Annotated in this window: 22 protein-coding genes and 2 pseudogenes; 14 read left to right on the plus strand and 10 right to left on the minus strand. The window is 55.2% G+C overall.

Translation table 11 applies throughout. The annotated features are described in order from the left end of the window. Positions 1 to 36: 36 nt before the first annotated feature. Together ACR3FC_RS21460 and ACR3FC_RS21465 are read left to right on the plus strand one after the other, a co-directional pair. Positions 37 to 255, plus strand: coding sequence for a hypothetical protein (locus tag ACR3FC_RS21460; protein ID WP_480478664.1), 219 nt, complete (start codon positions 37 to 39; stop codon positions 253 to 255). A 138-nt stretch (positions 256 to 393) separates the two neighbouring features. After that, positions 394 to 1,023, plus strand: coding sequence for a helix-turn-helix domain-containing protein (locus tag ACR3FC_RS21465; RefSeq protein WP_480478546.1), 630 nt, complete (start codon positions 394 to 396; stop codon positions 1,021 to 1,023). Positions 1,024 to 1,121: 98 nt separating this feature from the next. Here ACR3FC_RS21465 and ACR3FC_RS21470 read toward each other — a convergent pair whose 3' ends face one another. Further along, a complete protein-coding gene (locus tag ACR3FC_RS21470) occupies positions 1,122 to 1,538 on the minus strand; it encodes a WGR domain-containing protein (protein ID WP_480478548.1) in 417 nt (138 codons plus the stop codon). Positions 1,539 to 1,592: 54 nt separating this feature from the next. Between ACR3FC_RS21470 and ACR3FC_RS21475 the strand changes: the two genes are divergently transcribed. Both ACR3FC_RS21475 and ACR3FC_RS21480 read left to right on the plus strand, forming a co-directional pair. Continuing rightward, entirely contained in the window at positions 1,593 to 2,270 is a 678-nt protein-coding gene (locus ACR3FC_RS21475) for an ankyrin repeat domain-containing protein (RefSeq protein ID WP_480478550.1), read from the plus strand. 137 nt (positions 2,271 to 2,407) lie between these two features. Then, entirely contained in the window at positions 2,408 to 2,917 is a 510-nt protein-coding gene (locus tag ACR3FC_RS21480; protein ID WP_480478552.1) for a nucleoside deaminase, read from the plus strand. Positions 2,918 to 2,943: 26 nt separating this feature from the next. Here ACR3FC_RS21480 and ACR3FC_RS21485 read toward each other — a convergent pair whose 3' ends face one another. The 4 genes and pseudogenes from ACR3FC_RS21485 to ACR3FC_RS21500 all read right to left on the minus strand — a co-directional run. After that, the gene (locus ACR3FC_RS21485) at positions 2,944 to 3,186 is read right to left on the minus strand and encodes a hypothetical protein (protein ID WP_480478554.1); all 243 of its coding nucleotides are present in this window, start codon (positions 3,184 to 3,186) and stop codon (positions 2,944 to 2,946) included. Between the two features lie 205 nt (positions 3,187 to 3,391). Then, on the minus strand, positions 3,392 to 3,799 hold the full coding sequence (locus tag ACR3FC_RS21490) for a phasin, PhaP (protein ID WP_480478556.1): 408 nt from the start codon (positions 3,797 to 3,799) through the stop codon (positions 3,392 to 3,394). Positions 3,800 to 4,108: 309 nt separating this feature from the next. Continuing rightward, positions 4,109 to 4,291: pseudogene (locus ACR3FC_RS21495) on the minus strand (IS6 family transposase); the annotation flags it as partial. Between the two features lie 60 nt (positions 4,292 to 4,351). Further along, positions 4,352 to 4,960, minus strand: a pseudogene (locus ACR3FC_RS21500) (DUF3179 domain-containing (seleno)protein); the annotation flags it as partial. A 167-nt stretch (positions 4,961 to 5,127) separates the two neighbouring features. Here ACR3FC_RS21500 and ACR3FC_RS21505 point away from each other — a divergent pair. The 3 genes from ACR3FC_RS21505 (at position 5,128) to istB (ending at position 7,799) form a co-directional block, all read left to right on the plus strand. Then, complete coding sequence (locus ACR3FC_RS21505; protein WP_480478558.1) at positions 5,128 to 5,385, plus strand: hypothetical protein; 258 nt, start codon at positions 5,128 to 5,130, stop codon at positions 5,383 to 5,385. 91 nt (positions 5,386 to 5,476) lie between these two features. Beyond that, positions 5,477 to 7,021, plus strand: a complete 1,545-nt coding sequence (gene istA, locus ACR3FC_RS21510) for an IS21 family transposase (RefSeq protein WP_480478659.1) — start codon at positions 5,477 to 5,479, stop codon at positions 7,019 to 7,021. Further along, the gene (gene istB, locus ACR3FC_RS21515; protein ID WP_480474839.1) at positions 7,011 to 7,799 is read left to right on the plus strand and encodes an IS21-like element helper ATPase IstB; all 789 of its coding nucleotides are present in this window, start codon (positions 7,011 to 7,013) and stop codon (positions 7,797 to 7,799) included. Before istA ends, istB begins: the two co-directional genes overlap by 11 nt. A 66-nt stretch (positions 7,800 to 7,865) precedes the next feature. Here istB and ACR3FC_RS21520 read toward each other — a convergent pair whose 3' ends face one another. The 3 genes from ACR3FC_RS21520 to ACR3FC_RS21530 all read right to left on the minus strand — a co-directional run bounded on the left by ACR3FC_RS21520 (position 7,866) and on the right by ACR3FC_RS21530 (position 9,580). Then, entirely contained in the window at positions 7,866 to 8,144 is a 279-nt protein-coding gene (locus ACR3FC_RS21520; RefSeq protein WP_480478560.1) for a ParB/RepB/Spo0J family partition protein, read from the minus strand. A gap of 253 nt (positions 8,145 to 8,397) precedes the next feature. Then, entirely contained in the window at positions 8,398 to 8,802 is a 405-nt protein-coding gene (locus tag ACR3FC_RS21525) for a DUF3768 domain-containing protein (RefSeq protein WP_480478562.1), read from the minus strand. A 526-nt stretch (positions 8,803 to 9,328) separates the two neighbouring features. Further along, the gene (locus ACR3FC_RS21530) at positions 9,329 to 9,580 is read right to left on the minus strand and encodes a WGR domain-containing protein (RefSeq protein WP_171722480.1); all 252 of its coding nucleotides are present in this window, start codon (positions 9,578 to 9,580) and stop codon (positions 9,329 to 9,331) included. A 305-nt stretch (positions 9,581 to 9,885) separates the two neighbouring features. On the opposite strand from ACR3FC_RS21530, the gene ACR3FC_RS21535 reads away from it, so the two are divergent. The 4 genes from ACR3FC_RS21535 (at position 9,886) to ACR3FC_RS21550 (ending at position 14,848) form a co-directional block, all read left to right on the plus strand. Beyond that, positions 9,886 to 10,278 (plus strand): GFA family protein, encoded by a 393-nt coding sequence (locus ACR3FC_RS21535; protein ID WP_480478564.1) that lies wholly within the window; start codon positions 9,886 to 9,888, stop codon positions 10,276 to 10,278. Positions 10,279 to 10,380: 102 nt separating this feature from the next. Continuing rightward, a complete protein-coding gene (locus tag ACR3FC_RS21540; RefSeq protein WP_480478566.1) occupies positions 10,381 to 10,683 on the plus strand; it encodes an SH3 domain-containing protein in 303 nt (100 codons plus the stop codon). A 492-nt stretch (positions 10,684 to 11,175) separates the two neighbouring features. Further along, on the plus strand, positions 11,176 to 13,044 hold the full coding sequence (locus ACR3FC_RS21545) for an adenylate/guanylate cyclase domain-containing protein (protein WP_480478568.1): 1,869 nt from the start codon (positions 11,176 to 11,178) through the stop codon (positions 13,042 to 13,044). Between the two features lie 454 nt (positions 13,045 to 13,498). Next, positions 13,499 to 14,848, plus strand: a complete 1,350-nt coding sequence (locus ACR3FC_RS21550) for an IS1182 family transposase (protein WP_480478661.1) — start codon at positions 13,499 to 13,501, stop codon at positions 14,846 to 14,848. 210 nt (positions 14,849 to 15,058) lie between these two features. Here the strand turns inward: ACR3FC_RS21550 and trpS are convergent, their stop codons facing one another. After that, complete coding sequence (gene trpS / locus ACR3FC_RS21555; protein WP_480478570.1) at positions 15,059 to 16,060, minus strand: tryptophan--tRNA ligase; 1,002 nt, start codon at positions 16,058 to 16,060, stop codon at positions 15,059 to 15,061. Positions 16,061 to 17,105: 1,045 nt separating this feature from the next. Between trpS and ACR3FC_RS21560 the strand changes: the two genes are divergently transcribed. The 3 genes from ACR3FC_RS21560 (at position 17,106) to ACR3FC_RS21570 (ending at position 21,451) form a co-directional block, all read left to right on the plus strand. Then, positions 17,106 to 19,304 carry an adenylate/guanylate cyclase domain-containing protein gene (locus tag ACR3FC_RS21560; protein WP_480478572.1) on the plus strand — a complete coding sequence of 733 codons (2,199 nt, stop codon included), beginning with the start codon at positions 17,106 to 17,108 and terminating at the stop codon, positions 19,302 to 19,304. A 406-nt stretch (positions 19,305 to 19,710) separates the two neighbouring features. After that, positions 19,711 to 20,532: a type IV toxin-antitoxin system AbiEi family antitoxin gene (locus tag ACR3FC_RS21565; RefSeq protein WP_171238900.1), complete on the plus strand. Its 822-nt coding sequence runs from the start codon at positions 19,711 to 19,713 to the stop codon at positions 20,530 to 20,532. Beyond that, positions 20,522 to 21,451, plus strand: a complete 930-nt coding sequence (locus ACR3FC_RS21570) for a nucleotidyl transferase AbiEii/AbiGii toxin family protein (protein WP_171238899.1) — start codon at positions 20,522 to 20,524, stop codon at positions 21,449 to 21,451. The genes ACR3FC_RS21565 and ACR3FC_RS21570 overlap by 11 nt, the downstream gene beginning before the upstream one ends. Before the next feature lie 182 nt (positions 21,452 to 21,633). Here ACR3FC_RS21570 and ACR3FC_RS21575 read toward each other — a convergent pair whose 3' ends face one another. Beyond that, complete coding sequence (locus tag ACR3FC_RS21575; RefSeq protein ID WP_480478574.1) at positions 21,634 to 22,584, minus strand: RepB family plasmid replication initiator protein; 951 nt, start codon at positions 22,582 to 22,584, stop codon at positions 21,634 to 21,636. Positions 22,585 to 22,708 lie beyond the last annotated feature (124 nt).

The following is a 22,708-nucleotide window of genomic DNA, read 5'->3' on the forward strand; positions in this document are numbered from 1 at the left end:
TCCCGCCCCCCCTCCGTTACGAAAAGAAGGGCAAAGATGGACGACTTTAACGCCGCCCGCAGCAGGGTCATCCCGCCGCTACCGTGGTCGACTTTCTCACCGCCGTTCTCAGTCACCAATGACCAGCAAAATACCTCTTGTCCCGCTATTTCATTTGCCGCTCTCAAAGGTTCGATGACCGAAGTCAAGCAGGCCATCGGAAGTCCGTCGAACAACAGGAATCCAATCTCGAATACATTTTTTCTACCAGCATGATTATTTTACTATCAGGAATAATGGGTGCTACGATAGCCCGAATTGGATTGGCTGAAACGGCGCAGCTGCTTGCATCGTTAGTTCGGACAAGTGTAGCAAGACATTGAAGGCGAAACATTGAAAAAACGCGACACAGAAATGGTGGGAAATCTGACTCAGGATCCGCATTCCGTTCGAACGAGCGAACGTGAAAAGGTGCTCGAAGTAGCGATCGGCCGCGAGGTCCGAGCCTTTCGCAAACAGCAAAACATCACCGTCGCTGAACTGGCCCAATTGACAGGATTGTCGATCGGCATGTTGTCGAAGATCGAGAACGGCAACACATCTCCCTCGCTGACAACTCTTCAATCGCTCGCCGATGCGCTTTCAGTTCCCCTGACAAGTTTTTTCAGACAATTTGAAGAGCGCCGCGAGGCGGTTCATACCAAAGCAGGTGAAGGCGTCGAGCTGGAACGTGAAGGAACTCGCGCCAACCATCAATACAACCTGCTTGGGCATATCGGGGCCAATGGATCAGGTGTAATCGTGGAACCTTACCTGATCACTTTGACCGCTGAATCCGACGTGTTTCCGACGTTCCAACATGGTGGAATTGAGACGATTTACATGCTTGAAGGCGAGGTAGACTACCGCCACGGGGACCAGATTTATCCCCTGAAACCCGGCGATACCCTGTTCTTTGACGCCGACGCACCCCACGGCCCGGAACGGTTGGTCAATCTGCCGGCACGCTATCTTTCAGTGATCAGCTATCCGCAGACAAACTGATCGGCTTGCGCAGCAGGAAATCTGTGGGTCTGTCATACCCCTCATGGCTGCCCGTGCTGACAATCGTGAACCCAAGCCTGGAAAATATGCGATGGTTTTCAGTGAGCTCCACGCGCGTTTGCAGTTCCAGCGCGGGCAGGCCAAGCTGCGCTGCGCGGATTGCAGCATGATCCACCAAGGACCGGAACATACCCCCGGCGGCGCTTTTGCTTTTCGAGGTTTTGGAGCGCTTCACCGGCCTGGGCTTCGTCATCATATGTCACCATCATGGCTTGCCCGTTTGTCCCAATACGTCCCCAAGTACGAAGGACGGACACTTCCCCAAACAGCGTCGGCTGCAATTCTATTCCATAGAACCGCGCCATGTTAATGTCGGGGTCCACATGGATCAGGTGGACAGGTGTGGTTGCCGTCAGTTCCATGACGCGATTGTCGGCAAACTCAGCCCGTCTGTCCAATGACATTGCGAAATCAATTCCCGTGAATGGATTCTGATCCTGAATGGAAAATGACATTGAATGCATCCGCTACTACTATAGCTGACCAATATGTAGGTAATAGGATCGGCCATGTTTCGTTTTCTACTATTTGCTTTCGTGATAGGTCTTGCCGCCAGCGCAGGCACGGCGCAGACACCGCCTTCGGCTGATGAGGTCGCGCAATACGACGGTCTCTTCGCAGCCGCTCACACCGGCAACGAAGAAATGATCCGGCAACTCGTTGCGGCAGGGGCAAACGTCAACGCACGGGACTCGCGGGGTCGCACACCAGCCCATGTGGCCGCGTTTGCTTCAGAGGACGAGGCATTGCGTGCACTGGCTGAGGCCGGTGCTGACATGAACGCGCTTGAAGGTCAGGCCTACGACGTTGTCACAATTGCGGCCGTTGCAAATGATCCAGAACTGATGACGCTCGCAATCGAGTTGGGAAACGATCCCGGACTAACGACCAGCCCTTATGAAGGAACGGCACTGATTGCAGCCGCGCATCTCGGTCATGTCGAGATTGTTCGACAGCTGATCGCTGCTGGCGCGCCTCTGGATCATGTGAACAATCTGCATTGGACAGCAGTAATCGAAGCCGTTGTGCTTGGTGACGGCGGCTTGGACCATCTTGCGGTTCTGGATGCGTTGTTGGCAGCGGGTGCTGACCGATCGCTTGCCGATCGTAACGGCACTACACCGCTCGAACACGCCGAACTGCGCGGATTTGCTAAGATGGCAGAGCGGCTAAGAAAAGAGGACTGAGGCCAGTCCAGCAGGCTGAAGCGGAGCGTTCCACCTCACAGGTGCCGATGGCAGCTTGGATGAGACCAACCTCAAATCAAGTTCCTCTCGTAGTGGAGCGGTGACAGATTTGAACACATCTCACGGGTAACGGCACAATGGACAAGATCAGAAAAAGTGAACAGGACTGCCACAGCGACCTCGAATTCGCGAGGCGTGGTTTTCTTGGCGCATCAGGCTTTAGCGCACTGACAATTGGATTGAGTGGCTCCGCTGTAGGCCAAACTTCTACAAGGGCGGACGACGCAATACCTCAACCAAGTGATCCCAAGGATGCCACATTCATGGAGCGCGCGTTCGAAATGCGTCAGTATGCGATTGATCATGGAGATCAGGGGTATGGCGCAGTTGTGGTGCGCGATAACATTATTATTGGCCAATCGTGGAGCAGGGTCATCTTGGATCAAGACCCCACGGCCCACGCCGAAATGGCCGCGATCAGGGACGCGGCGCGCCGCCTCAATGACCGAGATTTGAACCAAGCGGCCATGTACTCATCTTCCCGACCATGTCCCATGTGTGAAGCCGCGGCATACTGGGCTGGAGTCCGCCTCATGTTCTACGGCCGGAAAATCACGAGCGCAGGTTCGCCGAAGCTTTGCAGTTAGAATGGTTCTCAGCCATCAGCGACGTTTCATTTTGCATTCGCCTCCCACGGTGGGAAGTCGGCCCAAACCAGACCTGCGTTGTACCTTCGGAACGCTGCAGCGCAGCCCGCATTGCCGACATTCGCTGCACCGCCAAAGTTTGGGTTGTCATAAACTAATAGTCTACGGGTTAACCAATCATTTATCCCTGTGGAACGAGCAACCGCTTCTTGACCAAAAAATTCCCAAAAGGATGACAGGATACGGATATCTTTTTCGACGGCGATCAATGGTTTCCCCCATCGGAGGCTTGTAAATAAGCGATATTCACGCCGCCTTTACATAGGGCTACGTTACATAGGTGCGCACCGGAGCATATCATACATAACGTTTCGATCCTCTTACACACGCGCATAAAGGGCAGATTCTTCAATCTGCCCTTCTCTATTGCACCAATTAATAAGAAACGGCGCAATTCTGTTCTCTTGTTCCGAATTAGGCTGCTAAGGCTTTCTTTGCAGCGGCGGATTCTTTGGTGATGTCTCTGCCGGCGGTCATCAGCAACTCGACAGTGTCTATCAGGGCTTTCTTGGCGATCTCGGCAAAAGCAAACATCATTTCAGTGGCGTCTTCGGTAGCGCCCGACAAAAAATCTGTGGCAGCTTTTGCGTACTCAGTTGGCTCCGCCTTGGCTTTTGACACTTCGGTCAGCTTGACAATGGTATCTTTGGTCCACACGCTGGAAATATCCGTTGATTTTTCAGCCGCTTCTAATGAAATGCGCGACAGTTTTTCGCTCAGCGATGTGGAAGTTCTGAACGCATTTTCGAAGACTGCGGCTTTGAGGGGAAATTCGCCCATCGCATCTTTCCAAATCGCTGTGAAGTTCTGGATTTTTTCCATTGTCTTAAGTCCTAGTGTTTTGCGGGCCCACCCCGCATTATCTCCAATTGAGATTTTATCCTTTCTGCGACACAGCAATGCAAGGAGATAAGTTTACGCTAGGGAAAGCAGTGGAACGGAAGCGTTTTCAAAAACTTGCTTGCAAGCAACTTAGTCTCCGACGCCGGTGTCAACGGCATGGAACCCGAATCGCTAGTATCACTGGCCGCGGGTGCTTGACCGGTGCTGTCAGACAAAGGTGCTGTCAGACAAATTCGAACCTGTCTCCGTTAGGCCAAAAGAACTGTCCTTTATACAGCACCAATATACAGCACCAAGTTTGCGCAACTCGGCAAGAGCGGCGGACCGTGTCAGCTTGAGGGTGTCTCGGCTGGTGAGCGATCTTTCCTGGTTGAAATGGTTTTAGACGGAGGAGTGGACGGAGGCGAATTTCAGCAAACTTCGCATACGCTTGAAACGTTGCATGGTGCGTTCTCTTCGTCGGAACGGCAGGGGCATTGCTAACTTGATTGCACGCGGCTGATGGCTGTCTGGCCCGCGTCCGTCAAGCGGTCATTTCGAGAGCGTACGTTCACCCCCGTCGGCCAGCATCCATCTGCCTTCCGGCCAGAAGGCGTGGAATGCAAAGGCGAACATGACATCATGGGCGATATCCTGTCCCGATGCGTTACGCACCCGGACTGAGCCTACATCGCGCCCCTTGGCGATGCGCCCGGTGTCGAGGGCCGAGGCCTGCCCCGCGCGCCAGGAGAGCGTTATCCCGGCCTCAGAGATCTCGCCCTCTGCTCTCAGCCTCTCCAGAGTCCAGGCTTTGTCGCCGACGCGGATCACGCGCGCCAGTGGGTTGATGCCATGGGGCGGGTTTTCACCGGAATAGAGAAAGGGCCGCGACAGGGTGTCATAGCCGCGATAAGGGTTGCGCCCATAGTCGCGAATATAGGCCGGTTCGTTCATCACCAGCCCATCCGGGTTACGGCTGCTGAACTCCTCCCAGCTTTCCATCCAAGTGGGCAGGGTCTTCAATTCGGTGCCTGTCAGATCGCCGACAATGGCCCGGCCGATGGCCTGCTGCCACCAGCTTTCAGTTTCGCGGTCATACATCACCATGTCGGAATGGCGCAGCTTACCTGAGACGCCGAATGTGAGCGTGCCCGCAGCTGTCACTGTACCCTAATTAATCAGAATCTTGTCTGAAATTGTCCTGCAAAATCAATGATAGTTTGTACTCTTAATTTTCATATTGTACCGCTAATTACCACACTGTACCCTTAATTGCCGTACTGTCGGAATTGTGGATATGTTTCGGCCTATTGGGGCGGGGGATTTGCGTGGTAAATGAGCGTCTTGCGAAACACCGTGCAGCGGTTCTTCGGCCGATCCTGGAGCTTGAGAAGAGAGGTGAGCCGATCAGCACGGCGATCGGAGATGCCGCTTGGGAACTGGGCTTGGCGAAAAGCCACACATGGTCGCTTTACCGGCGTCTGAGAGAGAACGATGCGCGTGCCACGGCGTTGGAGTTGGACCGTCGCGGGCCGAAACCAGGGTCGAAACGGATTGCCAAAGGCGTCGAAATCATCATCTGTTGATTTCCGCTGAGAAGTGACCCGGTAAGCCAGATAATTTTCACTGAGAATTGACCCATGTGAGCACATTGCCCCGACGTTTTCGTTTGGGGAGATTTGGAGTGATCGACATGGGATTTTGAGTGTCATACGACGCTGGGCATTGCGTGACAAAATGCCAATTCGCGAGATTTCACGGCGCACGGGGTTGTCTCGCAACACCATCAAAAAGTATCTACGCGAAGGCGCTGTAGAACCGAAGTTCAAGACACCGCCGCGTTCTAGCAAATTGGATCCGTATGCGGATCGGTTGTCTGCCTGGCTGCTCGCCCAGACACGCAAGCCCCGCAAGGAGCGGCGCACGGTGAAGCAGATGCATGCTGATCTGGTGAAGCTGGGTTATGAAGGATCCTATGGCCGTGTTGCCGCATTCGCGCGGACGTGGCGGTCAGATCGGCACCGTGCGGAACAGACGACGGGACGCGGAACTTACGTGCCGCTGGTATTCCAGCCGGGTGAAGCGTTCCAGTTCGACTGGAGCGAAGACTGGGCCAATATCGGTGGAGATCGGGTCAAGCTTCAGGTCGCCCATATCAAACTCTCACACAGCCGGGCTTTCCTCGTGCGAGCCTATCCGTTGCAAGCGCATGAGATGCTGTTTGACGCCCATTGGCATGCGTTCCGCGTGTTTGGTGGCGTTCCCGGCCGCGGGATTTACGATAATATGAAGACGGCCGTGGACCGTGTGGGCCGAGGCAAGCAGCGTGACATCAATGCCCGCTTCAAGGCCATGGCCAGCCATTATGTTTTTGAACCAGAGTTCTGCAACCCTGCTGCGGGTTGGGAGAAAGGTCAGGTCGAGAAGAACGTCCGCGATGCGCGCAACCGGCTGTGGCAGGTCATGCCCATCTTCAAGGATCTGGGCGAGCTGAACCAATGGCTTGAGGATCGCTGTGTCGCCCTATGGGCCGAGACAAAGCACCGGGAATTGCCGGGTACTGTTGCTGATGCATGGGAAGCTGAGAAGCCCACGTTGATGGCGCTGCCGCCCGCCTTCGATGGATTTGTCGAACACAGCAAACGGGTATCGCCGACATGCCTGGTGACCTTCGAACGCAACCGGTACAGCGTGCCGGCCAGCTTTGCCAACCAGCGTATCAGCCTGCATGTCTACCCCGAACGTCTGGTCATCGTGGCTGAGGGCCAAACCGTTTGTTCACATGAGCGGATCATAGAGCGGTCACATCGCAAGCCTGGCAGAGTGGTCTACGATTGGCGTCACTATTTGGCAGTCATCCAACGTAAACCGGGTGCTCTGCGTAACGGTGCGCCGTTCACAGAGATGCCAGATGCCTTCCGTCGACTCCAGGATCATATGCTCCGCAAAGAGGGTGGTGACAGGGAAATGGTCGATATCCTGTCACTGGTTTTGCATCACGACGAGGACGCAGTTCTACGCGCCGTAGAATTGGCGTTGGAAGCCGGGGTTCCTACCAAGACGCATATCCTGAACCTGCTGCACCGCTTGATTGACAAGAAGCAAACAGACCTTCCAGAGATCGACCCACCAGATGCGCTGGCTTTGGAAACGACCCCGAAGGCAAACGTGGACCGCTACGATGATCTGAGACAAACCGGGGAGAAGCGCCATGCGTCATGATCCAGCAGGAGCTTCCGTCGTGATCATGCTGCGCAGCCTCAAGCTGTATGGCATGGCAAATGCAGTAGAGGATCTGGTCGCTCAGGGCGCGCCCGCCTTCGAGACCGCAACACCGATGCTGTCTCAGCTTCTCAAAGCTGAGATCGCTGAGCGGGAGGTGCGGTCAATCGCCTATCACACCAAGGTGGCGCGCTTCCCCTCTTACAAAGACCTCGCAGGCTTCGACTTCAAATCCAGTGAGATCAACGAGGCCACTGTCCGGCAATTGCACCGCGGAGAGTTCATGGAAAATGCAGAGAACGTTGTCCTGATCGGCGGCCCCGGTACTGGCAAGAGCCACATCGCGACTGCCATCGGCGTTCAGGCCATCGAACATCACAGGCGTAAAGTCCGCTTCTATTCGACAGTGGAACTGGTCAATGCGCTGGAGCAGGAAAAGGTGCTAGGCAAAACCGGGAAGATGGCTGAGATGATGACCAAGGTCGACTTGGTCATTCTCGACGAGCTCGGCTACCTGCCATTCAGCTCATCCGGCGGCGCACTGCTATTCCACCTGCTCAGCAAGCTCTATGAGCGCACCAGCGTCATCATCACAACCAACCTCAGCTTCTCTGAATGGGCGCAGGTCTTCGGGGATGCAAAGATGACAACAGCTCTCCTCGACCGCCTCACGCACCGCTGCCACATCCTCGAAACCGGTAACGACAGCTACCGCTTCAAGGCAAGTTCTGAAGCAAGGAAAACGAGAAAGGAAACGCCAACATTGACCACAACATAAACGCTGAGACATAAACAAAGGTGGGTCAAATCTCGGTGAAAATACCGGGTCACTTCTCAGCGGAAATCAACACTTCACGGGAACCTGTGCCAGATCGGCGCGTTCGGTCACGGCGATGTTCAGAGCCCGCAGGCGGCGACCGCCGGCGACGATGGCGACTTTTCCATCCGCATCGCGCAGACCGCTGAGGTTCTGGATCAGGCCGCACATGACCAGACTGTCAGCCAGCAGGGCAATGCCCTCTTCGGCAACCTCTTGTCGTGGGTTCAGATCTGACAGGTAGAGATCGGAGAGCGAGATGGTTTCGATGGTTTCCGGTGCGGTGAATGTTTCGACTTTGCTCATGGGGCAAATCCTTGTTTGAGTGTTTCGCTTCGTGTTAAGGGTGCCCTACCCCTTCCGGGGTAGAGCGGGGCCGCTTAGGCGGCTGCGTGTTGTTTCAAGAAGCGGAGCGCGATGTTGGCTGACAGGCCTCCCTTCTTGAGCAATTCCACAGCTTCACGTGTTCGCTGTTCGATGATCTTTGCAGGCATAAACTCACCTCCTTTCTTGCGCTGGTTGCGCATGCAGACCCTGCCCCGTTGGGACAGGGCTGGTCTCAGTATTCGCTGAAGCACATGATGGTCAGGACCCCGCGCGTCACTGCGGGATCAAACGGGCGGTCGGACCCGTATGTGTAGTCCGCGTCATAGAGGTCGATTTTCCAGAACAGCTTTTGGTCGCAGATTGTCACCGCTCCGAATGTGTGATCGCCATAAGGGTCATTGCCTTCGTCAAACTGATCATCCGACGCCACTGCAGCCAAAGCCGCAGCCTGAAACTCCACCCCTTCGCCGGACACGCCGGGCGTGACAAACACCTGACCCTGAATGCCCTTGGAGTGCATCTCAATCGTTGCGGAGGGATCGATCAGGGCTTTCCGAAACAGGTCATTCTGTGCTGCGATCTCTGCCGCCTGAAGGCTGGTGTCATTTTCGATGTCATTTGTTGCTTCACTGTTCAAAACCGTCTCTCCTATGTCATGCGATCTTCGGGGCTGATCCCCTTTTGGTGCTGGTTTTGAGCCAAGCCCTGAAAGGGCGTCGTCTCTAAAACCTGCCCCGTGGCGAACGCGGAGGGGGGCGAGACAGGACAAATCGACAAGAGTGGTGCGGCCCGCAGCGCCGCGCGCGAGGACACGGTCTTGTCTATTTGTCTTGTCCGAGGGGGGAGGCTGCGCCTTCCCCCTGACGTCGGGGGGCGTTTGGCTTGTCCAAATCCCGCCTGACCCACCAAAAAAAGCCAAAGGATCTTCGATCCTGCGGAGGCGCAAAAGGGATCGTCACCCGAATGGGCAGATCACCACGGCATGGAGCGACCATGACCCAAAGCCCCTGCCCCGGCTCACACGAGACGGGTCAGGGACTATTGCGTCAGGGAGATCATGCCGGGGTGTTCTGGGTGGAAGCCGGCATGCCGGCTGAAACCTAGAGCCCGCTCACGAGCCGACAGGCTCGGGATTTGCTACGAAAACAGATTGCAACCCGAAGTTACTCACCGACCGGAACATAGCCTCGGCGGCGCTTTTGCTTTTCGATTTTTTGGAGTGCATCAGTGGCCTGGGCTTCGCCTTCGTAAGTCACCATCATGGCTTGCCCATTTGTGCCTATACGTCCCCAGGTGCGAAGGACGGACACTTCGCCAAACAGCGTCGGCTGCAATTCTATTCCGTAAAACCGCGCCATGTTGACGTCTGGATCCACATGGATCAGGTGGACAGGTGTGGTTGCCGTCAGCTCCATGATCCGATTGTCGGTCAATTCAGACCGTCTGTCCAATGACTTTGCAAGATCCATTCGTCGGAATGGATTCTGATCCTCAATGGAACGGACCTACATTTACTGAGCGGACAGCCGCACAGTTTTCTCTCTTTAATGACCGTTCTCACGCAGAAGAGAATTTTTCACGGCCGGAAACTGCCGCATTTAGTCAGATGATGAAATTCCGCGTGAGATAGCCAGAAGCAATGTGGAAATGTTGCCGCCTCAGATTAGGGCGCATACGATGTTCACTACTCTTCCCAGTGGACATAGAGGGATGAACGAACATGGCGCAATCATTGGAAGGTGGGTGCTTCTGTGGTGAAGTGCGCTACCGGATCACCGGTGGAGCGGTACTGCAACTCATGTGTTTTTGCAGAGATTGCCTATCGATGACCGGTACAGATGGCTACGCCGGGTACATGATAAAGTCAGAAAATCTACAGCTACTGAAGGGCAAACCACGGACCTTTGAGAAGACCTCAAAGGAAGGCCGACCTGTTATCAAGCATTTCTGCGGTACCTGCGGGTCAGGCTTGTGGGGTGTGACAGCCTTCGGATTGACGAGCATTGCAGCTGGGACACTGGATGAACCAAACAACTTCAGCCCATCGAAAAAGGTTTTTGCGAAAGATGCCCCCAACTGGGCCAGAGTTCCCCACCACTTGGAAGATATGTAGGGGTTTAGGCTTTGGTATCACGTACATTTCTTTCTGGGAGTTGTTCCTTCTGGTGACCCGAATTGCTACGATTGTAGTTGAGGCAACAAGCAGGACATCAAGATGCGCAATGCAATCTTCTCACCCTTAGCGGCTTTGTTCCTAGGGGTCGTCATGGGCGTTGAGCCGGCTGCGGCGGCGTCACTGGGATCATATGAGGTTTTTGGAGTCGAAGACGGTGACATGCTAAAAATGCGCAGCGGACCTGGAACAGGGTTCAATGTGATCGTTGGTCTTCCAAATGGAACCGCACTACGAGTTCACAGCTGCGAGCAGACCGGTGGCACACGTTGGTGCCGCGTTTCATTGGAGCGTGCTCGTAGACTAAAGGGGTATGTCTCTTGGGCATACTTGCGGAAAATCTAATACGACGATGATCAGCGATGCCATCTTACTGTAATAATAGAATGCTGGCAGAAAAGGCCGCAGTGAAGCTTTCTTGTTGCCGGTGATGGGATCAAGCGGGAAACCACGATCGTGTTTCCGGCCCTGAGCCGACCTCGAACCAGGGATCGCGATGCTGCACTGCGGCCCGCCAGAGCCGCCGTTCGCTGCGAGCGCAGAATCTGAAAATGTGCGAACTCACACGTCGCGGGACGAAGCTGCCGTTTGCGAGTTCCCAAGCTATGGCGGTTATCAGCCCGTTCCGGAATTGGGGCTGCTGGCTTTTCCGCATAAGGCGACCTCCGGCGCACGGTCTGCGAACAGGAAAATAGCGTAAGAAGACAAAGTCTGCGACCCGCGCCTTACGTCAAACTCGCAACGTTTCCTTGTCGGAAACTTTGTGCTGATAGGCGACTTTAGAGAGTGTGGAGTTCAAAATCCCTACCTGTTATCATCTTCGTAGGAGGGATCGGCATGGAGCGACGTTTGAGCGCTATTTTTGCCGCCGACATGGTTGGATACAGTCGGCTGATGGAGGCTGATGAAGTCGGGACACTTCGACGCCAAAAGATTCATCGTGCTGAACTCATTGATCCTGGCTTCGACGAGTTTCATGGGCGCATCGTCAAGGAGATGGGCGACGGGGTTCTTGTCGAGTTCCCAAGTGTTGTTCAAGCCGTGCAATGCGCAGTCAATATCCAAAGGGAAATGTCCGACAGGGAAGCCGGTATTTCTCACGACAGACGCATCCAGTACCGGATAGGAATTAATCTTGGCGACATCATCATAGAAGGTGACGATATCTTCGGCGACGGGGTGAACATCGCCGCGCGCCTGGAACAAATGGCTGAACCGGGAGGCATCTGCATCTCGGGCAGCGCCTATGACCAGCTTAAATCCAACCTGGATGTCGGATATGAATCGCTGGGCGACGTTCAGGTCAAGAACATCCACCGTTCAGTACGGACATATCGAGTTCTGACCGATCCTGAACGTGCAGGCCAGGTTCTCGAGAGAAAGCTGTTTGGCAAGACCAACCTTAGAAAGCACGTTGTCATTGCTGCCGGGTTCATCTGTGCGCTGCTGGTCGGCGCGGGATTGTGGTGGTCGCAGAGGTCTGGCGTCGAACCTGTCGATCCGAGCCGAATGGCGTACACGCTTCCGGACAAACCATCAATCGCGATATTGCCGTTCAAGAATCTTTCCAACGACCCTGAGCAGGAGTATTTTGCGGACGGTTTCGTCGAAGATCTGATTACCAATCTCGCACAGTCCAAGGACCTCTTTGTCATCGACGGAAATTCTTCGTTCAGTTACAAGGAGCGCGTGGTCCCCATTGGGCAGGTCGCAGAAGAACTCGGCGTTCGCTATGTTCTCGAAGGATCCGTGCGGCGTATCAATGAGAAAATCCGGATCTCTGCACAGTTGATCGACGCTTCAGCCGGCGCTCACGCCTGGGCCAAACGTTACGACAGGGCAGCCGCCAACCTGTTCGATGTTCAGGACGAGCTGAGCCGGGAAATAGCCGGCACCCTGTTGGTGAACATAAAGATTTCGGATCTTGCGAAAGCGGTGCAGAAACGCCCCGCAGACCTGTCGGCGTATGATTATGTGTTGCGCGCACGCGCCGCGTATGATGCCGGAGGCAGAGAGATGTGGCTGAAAGCTCGTGAACTGGCCGAAAAGGCCATCGCCATCGATGCCAACTACGCGCCCGCTTATTCGATCCTCGGAAACACCTACAATGACGCCTACATTACGCAGAACGAAGGGCCGGCGGCACTCGACCGTGCCGAAGCTGCGGCCACCAAGGCGATAGAATTGGATCCATTGTTGTCGACAGGCCACAAGTTGCTTGGACGCGTCTTGTTGCGCAGAGGTCGGCACAGCGATGCAATTGCCGCTATCCAGAGGTCAATTGAACTCAACCCGAACCATTCACAGCTTTATGCAAGTCTTGCGGATGCGCTGACATTTGCCAATCGCCCGAAAGATGCTGTCCAATTGATGAAAAAGGCCATGCGCCTGAATCCACTCTACCCATCCCGATACAACATGTACCTTGGCAGGGCATATTACTTTGACAGGAACTTTGCTGAAGCCTTGCCCGAGCTTGAAGCCTGTGCTGTCCGGGCACCAAAACGTCGATCCTGCCGCATATATCTGGCTCCAACATACGCGGAGCTCGGGAGACTATCCGACGCAACACAAGCAGTAGCTGATCTGCTCGAGATTGCACCAAATTTTTCCATCAGCAGCTCGGTGGAAAACCAGTTGCCATTCGTGCCGACAGCAATGGATTTTTTGGTTAGAGGCCTTCGCAAGGCAGGTGTTCCTGAATGACCGATCTGGTCCGAAGTTGCTTGCTCCGATGTCTATTTACCCCTTTGCGCTGACATCTTACTTGTCAAGTATCTATGTCACGCCAAGAGCTCTACTCGTTCACTTTATGTTCGGACAGCAATTCATCTTATTGCAGAGCGGTCGGGTAGGTCGAAGTTAGCCGGGTCGCACCGGTCAAGTATAGGCCGAGACCTGCCGCTAGCCGCACTCCGCTTGAAAGACCGCTGTCGCGAAACGCTCCATGCTTTGCAGAGGCCTTTCTGAATGTCTCTGCCATTCGTGGCCGACGCCGCGTTGGTCAAGAAGGGCTCAATGTCGTCGTTCTCGGCTTCGCAGCATTAAATTGGCCATAGTCAAATCCGGCCTTCGCTCCGGCCTATTTTGTTGAAAAACTCTTCCTTGATCGATGGCTGAACTGCTGATTCAATTCTTCCAATGGGCGGGAGGATTGGCGATGATGGGACCGAGGCAGGAAGCGCAATCGTCGCTGTTCTATGAGTTCTCAATGGAGAACCACGTTCCCCAAGATCACTTGCTTCGGTCGATTGATCGCTTTGTTGATCTGAGCAGCATTCGAACGCATCTCGCGGATTTCTACAGCCACACCGGTCGGCCATCCGTCGATCCGGAACTGCTGATCCGGATGCTGCTGGTCGGCTATTGCTTTGGCATCCGCTCCGAGCGACGGCTGTGCGAAGAGGTGCATCTGAACCTGACATATCGATGGTTCTGCCGCCTCGATCTGAATGAGCGTATCCCGGATCACTCGACGTTCTCCAAGAACCGGCATGGATGCTTCCGCGAGAGCGAACTGCTGCGTCATCTGTTTGAAACGACTGTGGCGCGCTGCATCGCGGAAGGACTGGTCAGCGGCCAGCGCATGGCAATCGATGCCAGCTTGATCGAAGCCGATGCAAACAAACAGAACTCAACGCCAAAAGAAGAATGGGACGCATCAACCATCGATCCAGAAGATGCGCCTCGCGCGGTCCGCGAGTATCTCAACACTCTGGATGAGGCGGCTTTTGGAGCTGCTGGCGAGGTGCAGCCCAAGTTCACCTCGCATTCTGACCCTGCGAGCGAATGGACGGCAGCGCGCAAGGGGCCTGCTTTCTTCAGCTATTCTGACAATTACCTGATCGACACCGACCATGGCGTCATCGTTGATGTCGAGGCCACGAGGTCTATCCGACAAGCTGAGGTCGGATCAACGAAGGCGATGTTGAACCGCGTGAAGGCAAATTTCGATCTTAATCCTGAACGGCTGATCGCCGACACGGCTTATGGCACCGGGCCGCTCTTGGGTTGGCTTGTCGGCCGCAAGATCGCACCACATATCCCAGTCTTCAATAAGTCCGGCCGCAACGATGGCACCTGGACCCGCGCCGACTTTGAGTGGGACGCAGAAAACGATCAATATGTCTGTCCCGAAGGTCACGCCCTGAAGCAGTTCCGCCGTAACTACTCAGACCCGAACAGGGGGCCGACTGGCAAGGGCACTGCACGTTATCGCGCCTTGAAAGAGGTCTGTCAGATCTGTCCATCCAAAGCCAAATGCTGTCCAAACACCGAAGCTCGCAAGATCACCCGTGAGGAGAACGAAGACGCCCGTCAGGTCGCACGCGACATCGCCAAGACCAAGCAATACGACATCTCGATGAAACTCAGAAAGAAGGTCGAGATGCTTTTCGCCCACCTCAAACGCATCCTCGGGATGGGACGGCTCCGATTACGTGGCCCATGCGGTGCAAATGACGAATTTCTCCTCGCCGCCACCGCCCAAAACCTCCGCAAACTGGCCTAGATATTCCCTGCACCGCAGCAAATGCGCAAAGCCTGAATGGAAAGGCACTCGCGCTCTGTTCAAAGCACCACTTTCTGCGTCAGCAACACGTTGTTTTTCAACAGAATCAGCCCGTTCCTGCCGTTCGCTGCAAACGCAAAAACGAAGGCCCGTCGTACGCATGGTCGCGGGCGAAACAGACCTTCACCCGGCTCGCCCGCCACTGGTCACCTACAACTGGAACAGACCCAGGGCACTCACAACATCGCGCCTTGTCGCCTCGGTGCGCTCTCGCGCCCGTTCCGTGCCCTCTTTGATTACCTCAAGGACGTATCCCCGGTCCTGGGAGAGCTGTGCCCTACGCTCGCGAATTGGGGCGATGAGCTCCTGAAGGATAGCTTCCAGACGCGCCTTGATCTTGCTATCGCCAAGCCCGCCTCTCTGATACTTGGCCTTGAGCTCGGCAAGCCCGTCCTGGTCCGGATCGAAGGCGTCGAGATAGGTAAAGACGACATTGCCCTCGATGCAGCCGGGGTCTTCGACCCGCAAATGGTTCGGATCGGTAAACATCGCCCTGACAGCATTTCGGATCTCCTCGGACGACGCGGACAGCGCAATGGCGTTGCCACCGGATTTCGACATCTTGGTCTTGCCGTCGATACCGGGCAACCGGCCCGCCCTGGGGATGATCGCCCGCGCCTCGGGCAACACGGCGTGGCCTGAGGTTGCGTTGATGCGCCGCACGATCTCGTTCGTTTGCTCGATCAACGGGGCCTGATCCTCGCCGACCGGCACGACCGTCGCCTTGAAGGCTGTGATGTCCGCCGCCTGTGCCGCCGGATAACACAGAAATCCGGCGGGAATATCCCGTCCGAACCCGCGCACGCGAATTTCGTCCTTGATCGTCGGGTTCCGTTCGAGCCGCGCGACCGTGACGAAGTTCAGGTAGAACATCGACAGCTCCGCCAACGCCGGAAGATGCGATTGCAGGCAGATGGTGGTGCGACAGGGATCAATGCCCACGGCCAAATAGTCCAGCGCGACCTCCATCACGCTGCGCCGCACCTTCTCCGGGTCATGGGCGTTGTCGGTCAGGGCTTGGGTATCCGCCAGCAGCAGGAATTGTTCATGGCTGTCCTGATAGCGCAGTCGGTTTGCAAGCGAGCCTGCATAGTGTCCGATATGAAGCGGCCCCGTGGTGCGGTCGCCTGTCAGAATGGTTGGTCTGTTCATTTGCATCTTCCCAAGAAACGAGAGGCAGCGCATCGGGAAGCTCGGAAAACAAAAGGCCGCCCATGCGGCGGCCTCGGAATACGATTGGTCATCCAAGCCACCCTGTCAGGAGGCCAGCCACCAAGTCGTTGCGATCATCAAAGTGTTTTCCATGGAACACTGACTATCGGCTGCAAGATTACTGGTCAATCAAATGGTAGAATGAGCTCGAGACTGAAGTCGGATGCGGTGCAGAACGTTCGTGATAGGGGTCGCTATGCGACGCAAGGACGACCCATTGCTGACCTTGGCCGGTTTCACTGACGCTGCAGTGTGGATTCCCTAAAGCCGACACTTGCAAAATTCAATGTCACGCGACATTTGTTCATATCTGATTTTTTGAGGCAGACAGCGTTGTCGAGTGAACCAAAGATAACTGAGACAGCAGACATTGTGCTGAAGATCGCTGCACTGGTTGGCCTTTCCGCAGCTGTGCTGTCTTTTGGATATAATCACTACATTTGCACTAAAGAGTCTTGGCAGGTTGTCTTTTCGGTTCCAGTGTTCCTGCTCGCCTTGCTCATATTCGGTTTGGCGTTGGGACTGTCCGACAAAGCTTTTGGAAGCTTCCGAGAGTTGGAAATCTGGTCAGGACCAATTTCCACACGACTGCTTCGATTTTTCCTCTATTTGATTGGATACTTTTCTGAGGTGTCTTTTGGTGCTGTCGCAATATACACATTCTTAGCCGCTGGAAACGTACCAAATTGCGTTGGTCAGTAACCAGCTTCTCACCGTGCAACTGGTTCGGCCCGATCCGGACCTTCACCGACCAAGCAAGATGCTGCACTCGAAGCCCACCTAGCGGATTTTGGCCGCTCCTGCGCGGTTTTCACGCTGTCAGATGACAGAAGGGCGGGAAAAGCCAGCAGTTCGGCCTTCGCTTACCCATGACTTGTGTTTGCAGCTCGCGACCGGGATGTTTGCGAATATTCGAAAGGGATTGAACGACGCGAACAGCTAGGGCAACCTGAAAGGCATAGCTTGTATCACAGCGGAATTCTGGATGGAGCGGCGCCTAGCAGCCATTCTTGTTGCCGACCTGGTCGATTTTTCGCGCCTCATGCACGAGGACGAGGCTGGCATTCTTGCCCGGCTCGAGGCACTCGACACAGGCATCATCACGCCATTGGTCGAACGCCACGGGGGACGGATCGTTAAGCGGATGGGCGACGGCTATCTGATTGAGTTTGCCAGCGTCGTAGATACGGTGAACTGCGCTTTGGACTGGCAGGACCGGATCAGGCCTCGCGCGGACGAGCCGGACGCCCTGCAATTTCGGATCGGGATAAACCTGGGTGATATCGTTGTCAGGGACAATGATATTTTCGGAGACGGCATCAACGTAGCCGCGCGGCTGGAATCCATCGCTGAGCCGGGTTCGGTGCTGGTATCGCGCACGGTCGTCGATCATGCCAGCGGCAAGCTTGAGGCGGCGTTCGGCGATCTGGGCGACAAGACGCTGAAAAACATCCCCGAGCCTGTCCGTGTTTATCGTGCCACAAGACGCACCGAACCAACCGTCGTTCGGCCATCCCGCGGGCGCTACGGTAAAGCAAGCGCGGTCATAGCCGCGCTTTTTGGCCTTCTGGCCATCAGTGCTGGAGTGGCGTACTGGCTTCAACCCCGTCCGGTGAAGGTCGAACCGGCCTCCATCGAAGCGATGGCATTGCCGTTGCCCGACAAGGCCTCGGTTGCGGTTCTGCCGTTTGACAATCTCAGCGGCGAGTCCGAACAGGAACCTCTGGCCGACGGGATAACTGAGGATCTGATCACCGACCTGTCGAAAGTTTCGGGCTTGTTCGTCATCGCGCGCAATTCGACCTTCATTTACAAGCGCAAGTCAGTGAGCATCAAAGACGTCGCCGAAACCCTGGGCGTGCAATACGTGCTCGAAGGCAGCGTGCGGCGCTCGGGCACCACATTGCGCGTCAACGCTCAGTTGATTGACGCCACCACCGGCAACCACGTCTGGGCTGACCGCTTCGACGGCGACGCCTCGGATGTTTTTGCGGCACAGGACGCGTTTGTACTGAAGATCATCAACGCGCTGAAGGTTGAACTGACCGACGACGAACTCGAGGAGGTGAACCGGGCCGATACTAAAATCGTCGCCGCCCGCGAGGCATTTCAACGTGGCTGGGAGTTGATGTCGAACTTCAACGAACGCGACAATGCCCGAGCTGTGGATCATTTCGAAAGGGCGATTGAAATTGATCCCGACTATGGCCGTGCCCATGCCGCACTGGCGCTGGCCTTTCAACGAGATGGCGTGTTCCGGTGGAACCAGAAAATTCGCGGTAACTCCCGCGCCCACCTCTATACCGTTCTGATCCCCGATCATCTTGAAAAAGCCGGCGACAGAGGCGGGTCGATGGTGCACATTATTCGCGCCATGCGGCAGCTTAACTTCCGTGACCAGAACACTGGCGAAACTGGCGCCGCGCGCTCGGCAAAGGCCATCGAAGAAGCGGCCAGGGCGATCGAGCTTGGCCCAAATGACCCCGAGGCGCATGTCACTATGGCCTGGGCGCTAATCGCTTCGGGCAATCCCGAGCAGGGTCTAGACGAGATTGCGATTGCCAAGCGGCTTGACCCCAGTGTGCCCGCCAATGTCGTTATTGTCGAGGCAGCTGCGTATTATGCGTTAGGGCAGTTGTACAGGGCAGCCGAAATTCTGGACGAGGCGACTGCCAGAACGAAAAAGTCGCTGAACCTGATCATCACCGCGGCGTCGATTCACGCGCAGTTGGGCGACCGCCGGAAAGCCGACGACCTGATGTATGCCTGGGCGCGCGACAAGGATCGGCTGGCGCTTGCCGAAAACTATCTGCTGCCGATGCAATGGGACGGCGATCACGAGGAACTGAACCGAAAGATGGCCGACGGGTTGAAACTCGCAGCGCTCAGGCCGACCACTACCGTGACATCCCTACTGGAAGATCTCAAGACGCAGGAAGGACCAGCTCAGATCGAAACGCTGCGGATGTTGGGCTGGTTCGGTCCCCAGGCGGCCAACGCGGTCTCCGATCTGCTCGGTGTTCTAGAAACTGGCGGTAAGCGCGCACGCCGCGAGGTCGTAATCACGCTCGGAAAGATCGGCGCGCCAGCCAGTGCAGCTTTGCCAGCGCTGGAGGCCGTCACTGAGGAGCCCATAATAGGGCTTCGTGCCAAGAGGGCGATCACGCGCATCTCAGGCGAGTAGAAAGCTGACTCCTAGCCCTGCTGGGAAAGGCATGAACGGTCTGGCTCAGGCCGTCTATCCGCCCGCGATTGTCCGCTTGCCGCACTATTGATCAGTTCGAGCATGCCCCAGAAAATGTCAATGGGGCTCGGAGCCGACTTGCGTTGATGCAGAACTATGCCTGCATGCAGTCCAAATTGAGTGTCAGCTTTTGCTAATGCAGTCCGGTTGGTTCGCGCGTGCGGAGAATGACCGGAATCCGCCCTTGGCACCGGAATCTTCCATTTATCCCGGGTATTCCGATGGGTTTCCGCGTGGCGCTGTGTTTTTAATAATGTGCTATTTTCAGCGCTATAGACGCTTTAAAGATGTACTTTTCAAAGAGATCCTCTTGCCTTTTCTTTGAAATTATACGATTTAGGGCGTCATGAACGCTGGAAGATCGCAAAATCTGAAGAAAGTTCTCGACTCGGTGCCCGCTGGGTATCTCGTCGATGCCAACTGGCTCACCGCCCATGGCATAGCCTACGAAACCTTTCGCGACTATGTAAAACGGGGCTGGCTCGAACGCGTTCACCGCGGCGTTTTCCGCCGACCTGTTCCCAATCCGCCCGCATCAAACACCATTGACTGGAAGGCCTGCCTGATCTCGATGCACCATATCATGGGCTATGATATTCATGTCGGCGGCAAAACTGCTCTCTCTCAACAGGGCTACGACCACTACCTGCATTTGGGAGACAACGCCCCTATCTGGATCTATGGCTACAAAATACCCAACTGGCTCACGAAGCTGCCACTCAATGCACCTATAGAAACGCGCAATACGTCGTTGTTCACTGACCAGGCACTTGGCGTTACAAATGACGACCTAAAATCTGAAAACTCCCTCCCGTGGGACTGGCAACTGCGCATGTCGGCCCCCGAACGGGCGGTCATGGAAGCTATGGACGAATTGCCGGACCATGAGAGTTTTCACAACCTCGACATGGTGTTCGAGGGCTTGACGACGCTACGACCTAAGTTGCTCTCGGCGCTCTTGTTGAGCTGCAAGAAAATAAAAATCAGGCGCCTCTTCTTCGTTTTTGCGGATCGCCACAATCACCCCTGGCGCAAACGACTTGATGCTGACGCCTTCAACCTCGGGACGGGGGATCGAGCATTGGTCAAAGGTGGCCGGATACATCCGCGATATCGTATCATGGTACCGGAAGAGTTCGCCACGACAGAGGCAGAAAATGGCGCGTAGGAACTATGAATCCCAGGTCGCCCTTCTCGTGCGTGTATTGCCTTACGTAGCGAAGGAAGAGATATTCGCGCTCAAGGGCGGGACAGCAATCAACCTCTTCTATCGCGATCTACCGCGGCTCTCGGTTGATATCGACCTGACATATCTGCCGATAAAAGAGCGCGAACAGAGCCTCGCCGAGATCAACGAAGCCATGGATCGTATCGCTAAGTCGATCGAAAGGGGCATCAACGGGGCCAAGGCTCAAAGAATAAAAGGAGGTGGGGGCGGCGCCACCCGCGTGCTTGCGCGTCTGGAAGGTGCAGAAGTCAAAATCGAAACCTCGCCAGTCACGCGCGGCGTTGTTCACGACCCCGAAACCCGGGCGGTCTCCGACGCTGTAGCAGACGCGTTTGGCTATGCAGAAATTCAGATCGTCTCATTCGAAGATTTGTTCGGCGGTAAGCTCCACGCAGCCGTGGATCGCCAGCATCCACGCGATCTCTATGATGTAAAGCTTCTCTATGAACACGAAGGACTGACGGATGATCTGTTCCGGACTTTCCTGATCTACATCGCCTGTTCGGCACGTCCGGCACACGAATTGCTGAATCCCAACCTGATTGCCCTAGATCAACCTTATGTGCGTGAGTTCGAGGGCATGACTAAGTCAGTCGTCGGCCTGGATGACCTACTGACGACGCGCAACCAACTGATTGCGGATATCCAATCTCGCTTCGACAAACCCACCAGACAATTCTTGCTCAGTCTGCAGGATGGCGCGCCGGATTTCGCCGTAATAGATCGACCGCAGGCCGCCAATCTTCCCGCCGTGCGTTGGAAGCTTCTCAATCTGGAGCGCCTAATCCGGGACAACCCGAAAAAGCACGCCGAGCAGAGGGAAGAACTCGAAAAACTCCTAGGTCACCTCTTCGACTGATTGAAATTCAGGGTCCGACCTATTGAAAGTGCAGGCACATTTCCGCGCCGCTTATTGTCACTGCGTACAGTGCCGAGAAAATCGTACATCCGCTTACGATTCAGGGGCGCATTTTTCTCCGTCATGGGAGCCACCTGCCATCATGTCAAGAATCGTCAATCGTTAAGTAAGCCGTAAGGAAGTCAGATTGGGTTGGCTTCAGCGAATTTCCGAATGTACGCAAGAAATGCACGGTCAGGGTCTTTGGGTGGTTCCATTCCTGCTGACCAATCACGCCATTGGCCCTCAATGTAGTAGATGTCATACCCTGGATGCCGCAGACGAGCAGTTTCGTAGGTTTCGGTCTTTAAGGCGTCACCTCTTTTTTCTAGCCAGGCCGGACGCGGTTTGATGCTTGGAGCAACGGGCATTTGAACGTTTTCTTCCTGTTCTTGAGCTTTTGCCTTACGTCCAACGGACGAAAACTTAAGCGCGCGCTCCGCAGCCCCCTGCCCTTCTCCGTCCTTTTTCCACCAGCGCAATTCGACGTGAGTCACACGGCGCCCGGTCTTTATTGGATCGATCGCCACCATGTAATCCGACAGCGCATTGACTTCAGCAATTGCAGGTTCGATCGCGCGTAGTTTCAAGTTGCTCCAGTTGGTTAGCTTCCCCTTTGGTACACCTAGAATGCCGCGCAGATCATCGACGGAAAACTTCTCGGATGAGCGCCAGCGCAGATTGCCGCGCTTCTGTACGATCTCATACAACGTCAGCGCATATTTCGAACTCAGTGCGAACATGATCTCGCGCTGCAATCGGGCAAAAACTGTCGAATTGGAAATAATTTTGCGCAACCGCGCCGGGATCTCGTATTCAATTAGCCCATCGCTTCGCACTGTTTCCACGTTACCACCCAACAACTGGACCCGTTCGACCGCAGGTTCGCCATCCCATACAACTTCCACTTTCACAATGGCGGACATCAATCGCTCAATAGACTCCCCTACCCTGTCGTTCGAGTTATGCGACCCACGCAGCATGGATTTTTGGATAACATGGCTGACAGGCTTGTCGATGGCATCCCAAGCGTTTTCCAAAAGCTGATTGTAGATCCGCCGATCATTAAGCGTCAGCGGTGTGACCTCAATCACGTCTACAAGCTCACCAGGCTTGACCAAGCTTTCAGAATTTGGCCGTGCGTCCAAAGTGCGGTATGGTTTTTTTGACATGTACTGCCCAACACCTAATTATTACTTTTGTATGGCGTATGATGTA

The sequence above is a fragment of the Ruegeria sp. AF3 genome, assembly GCF_056536285.1.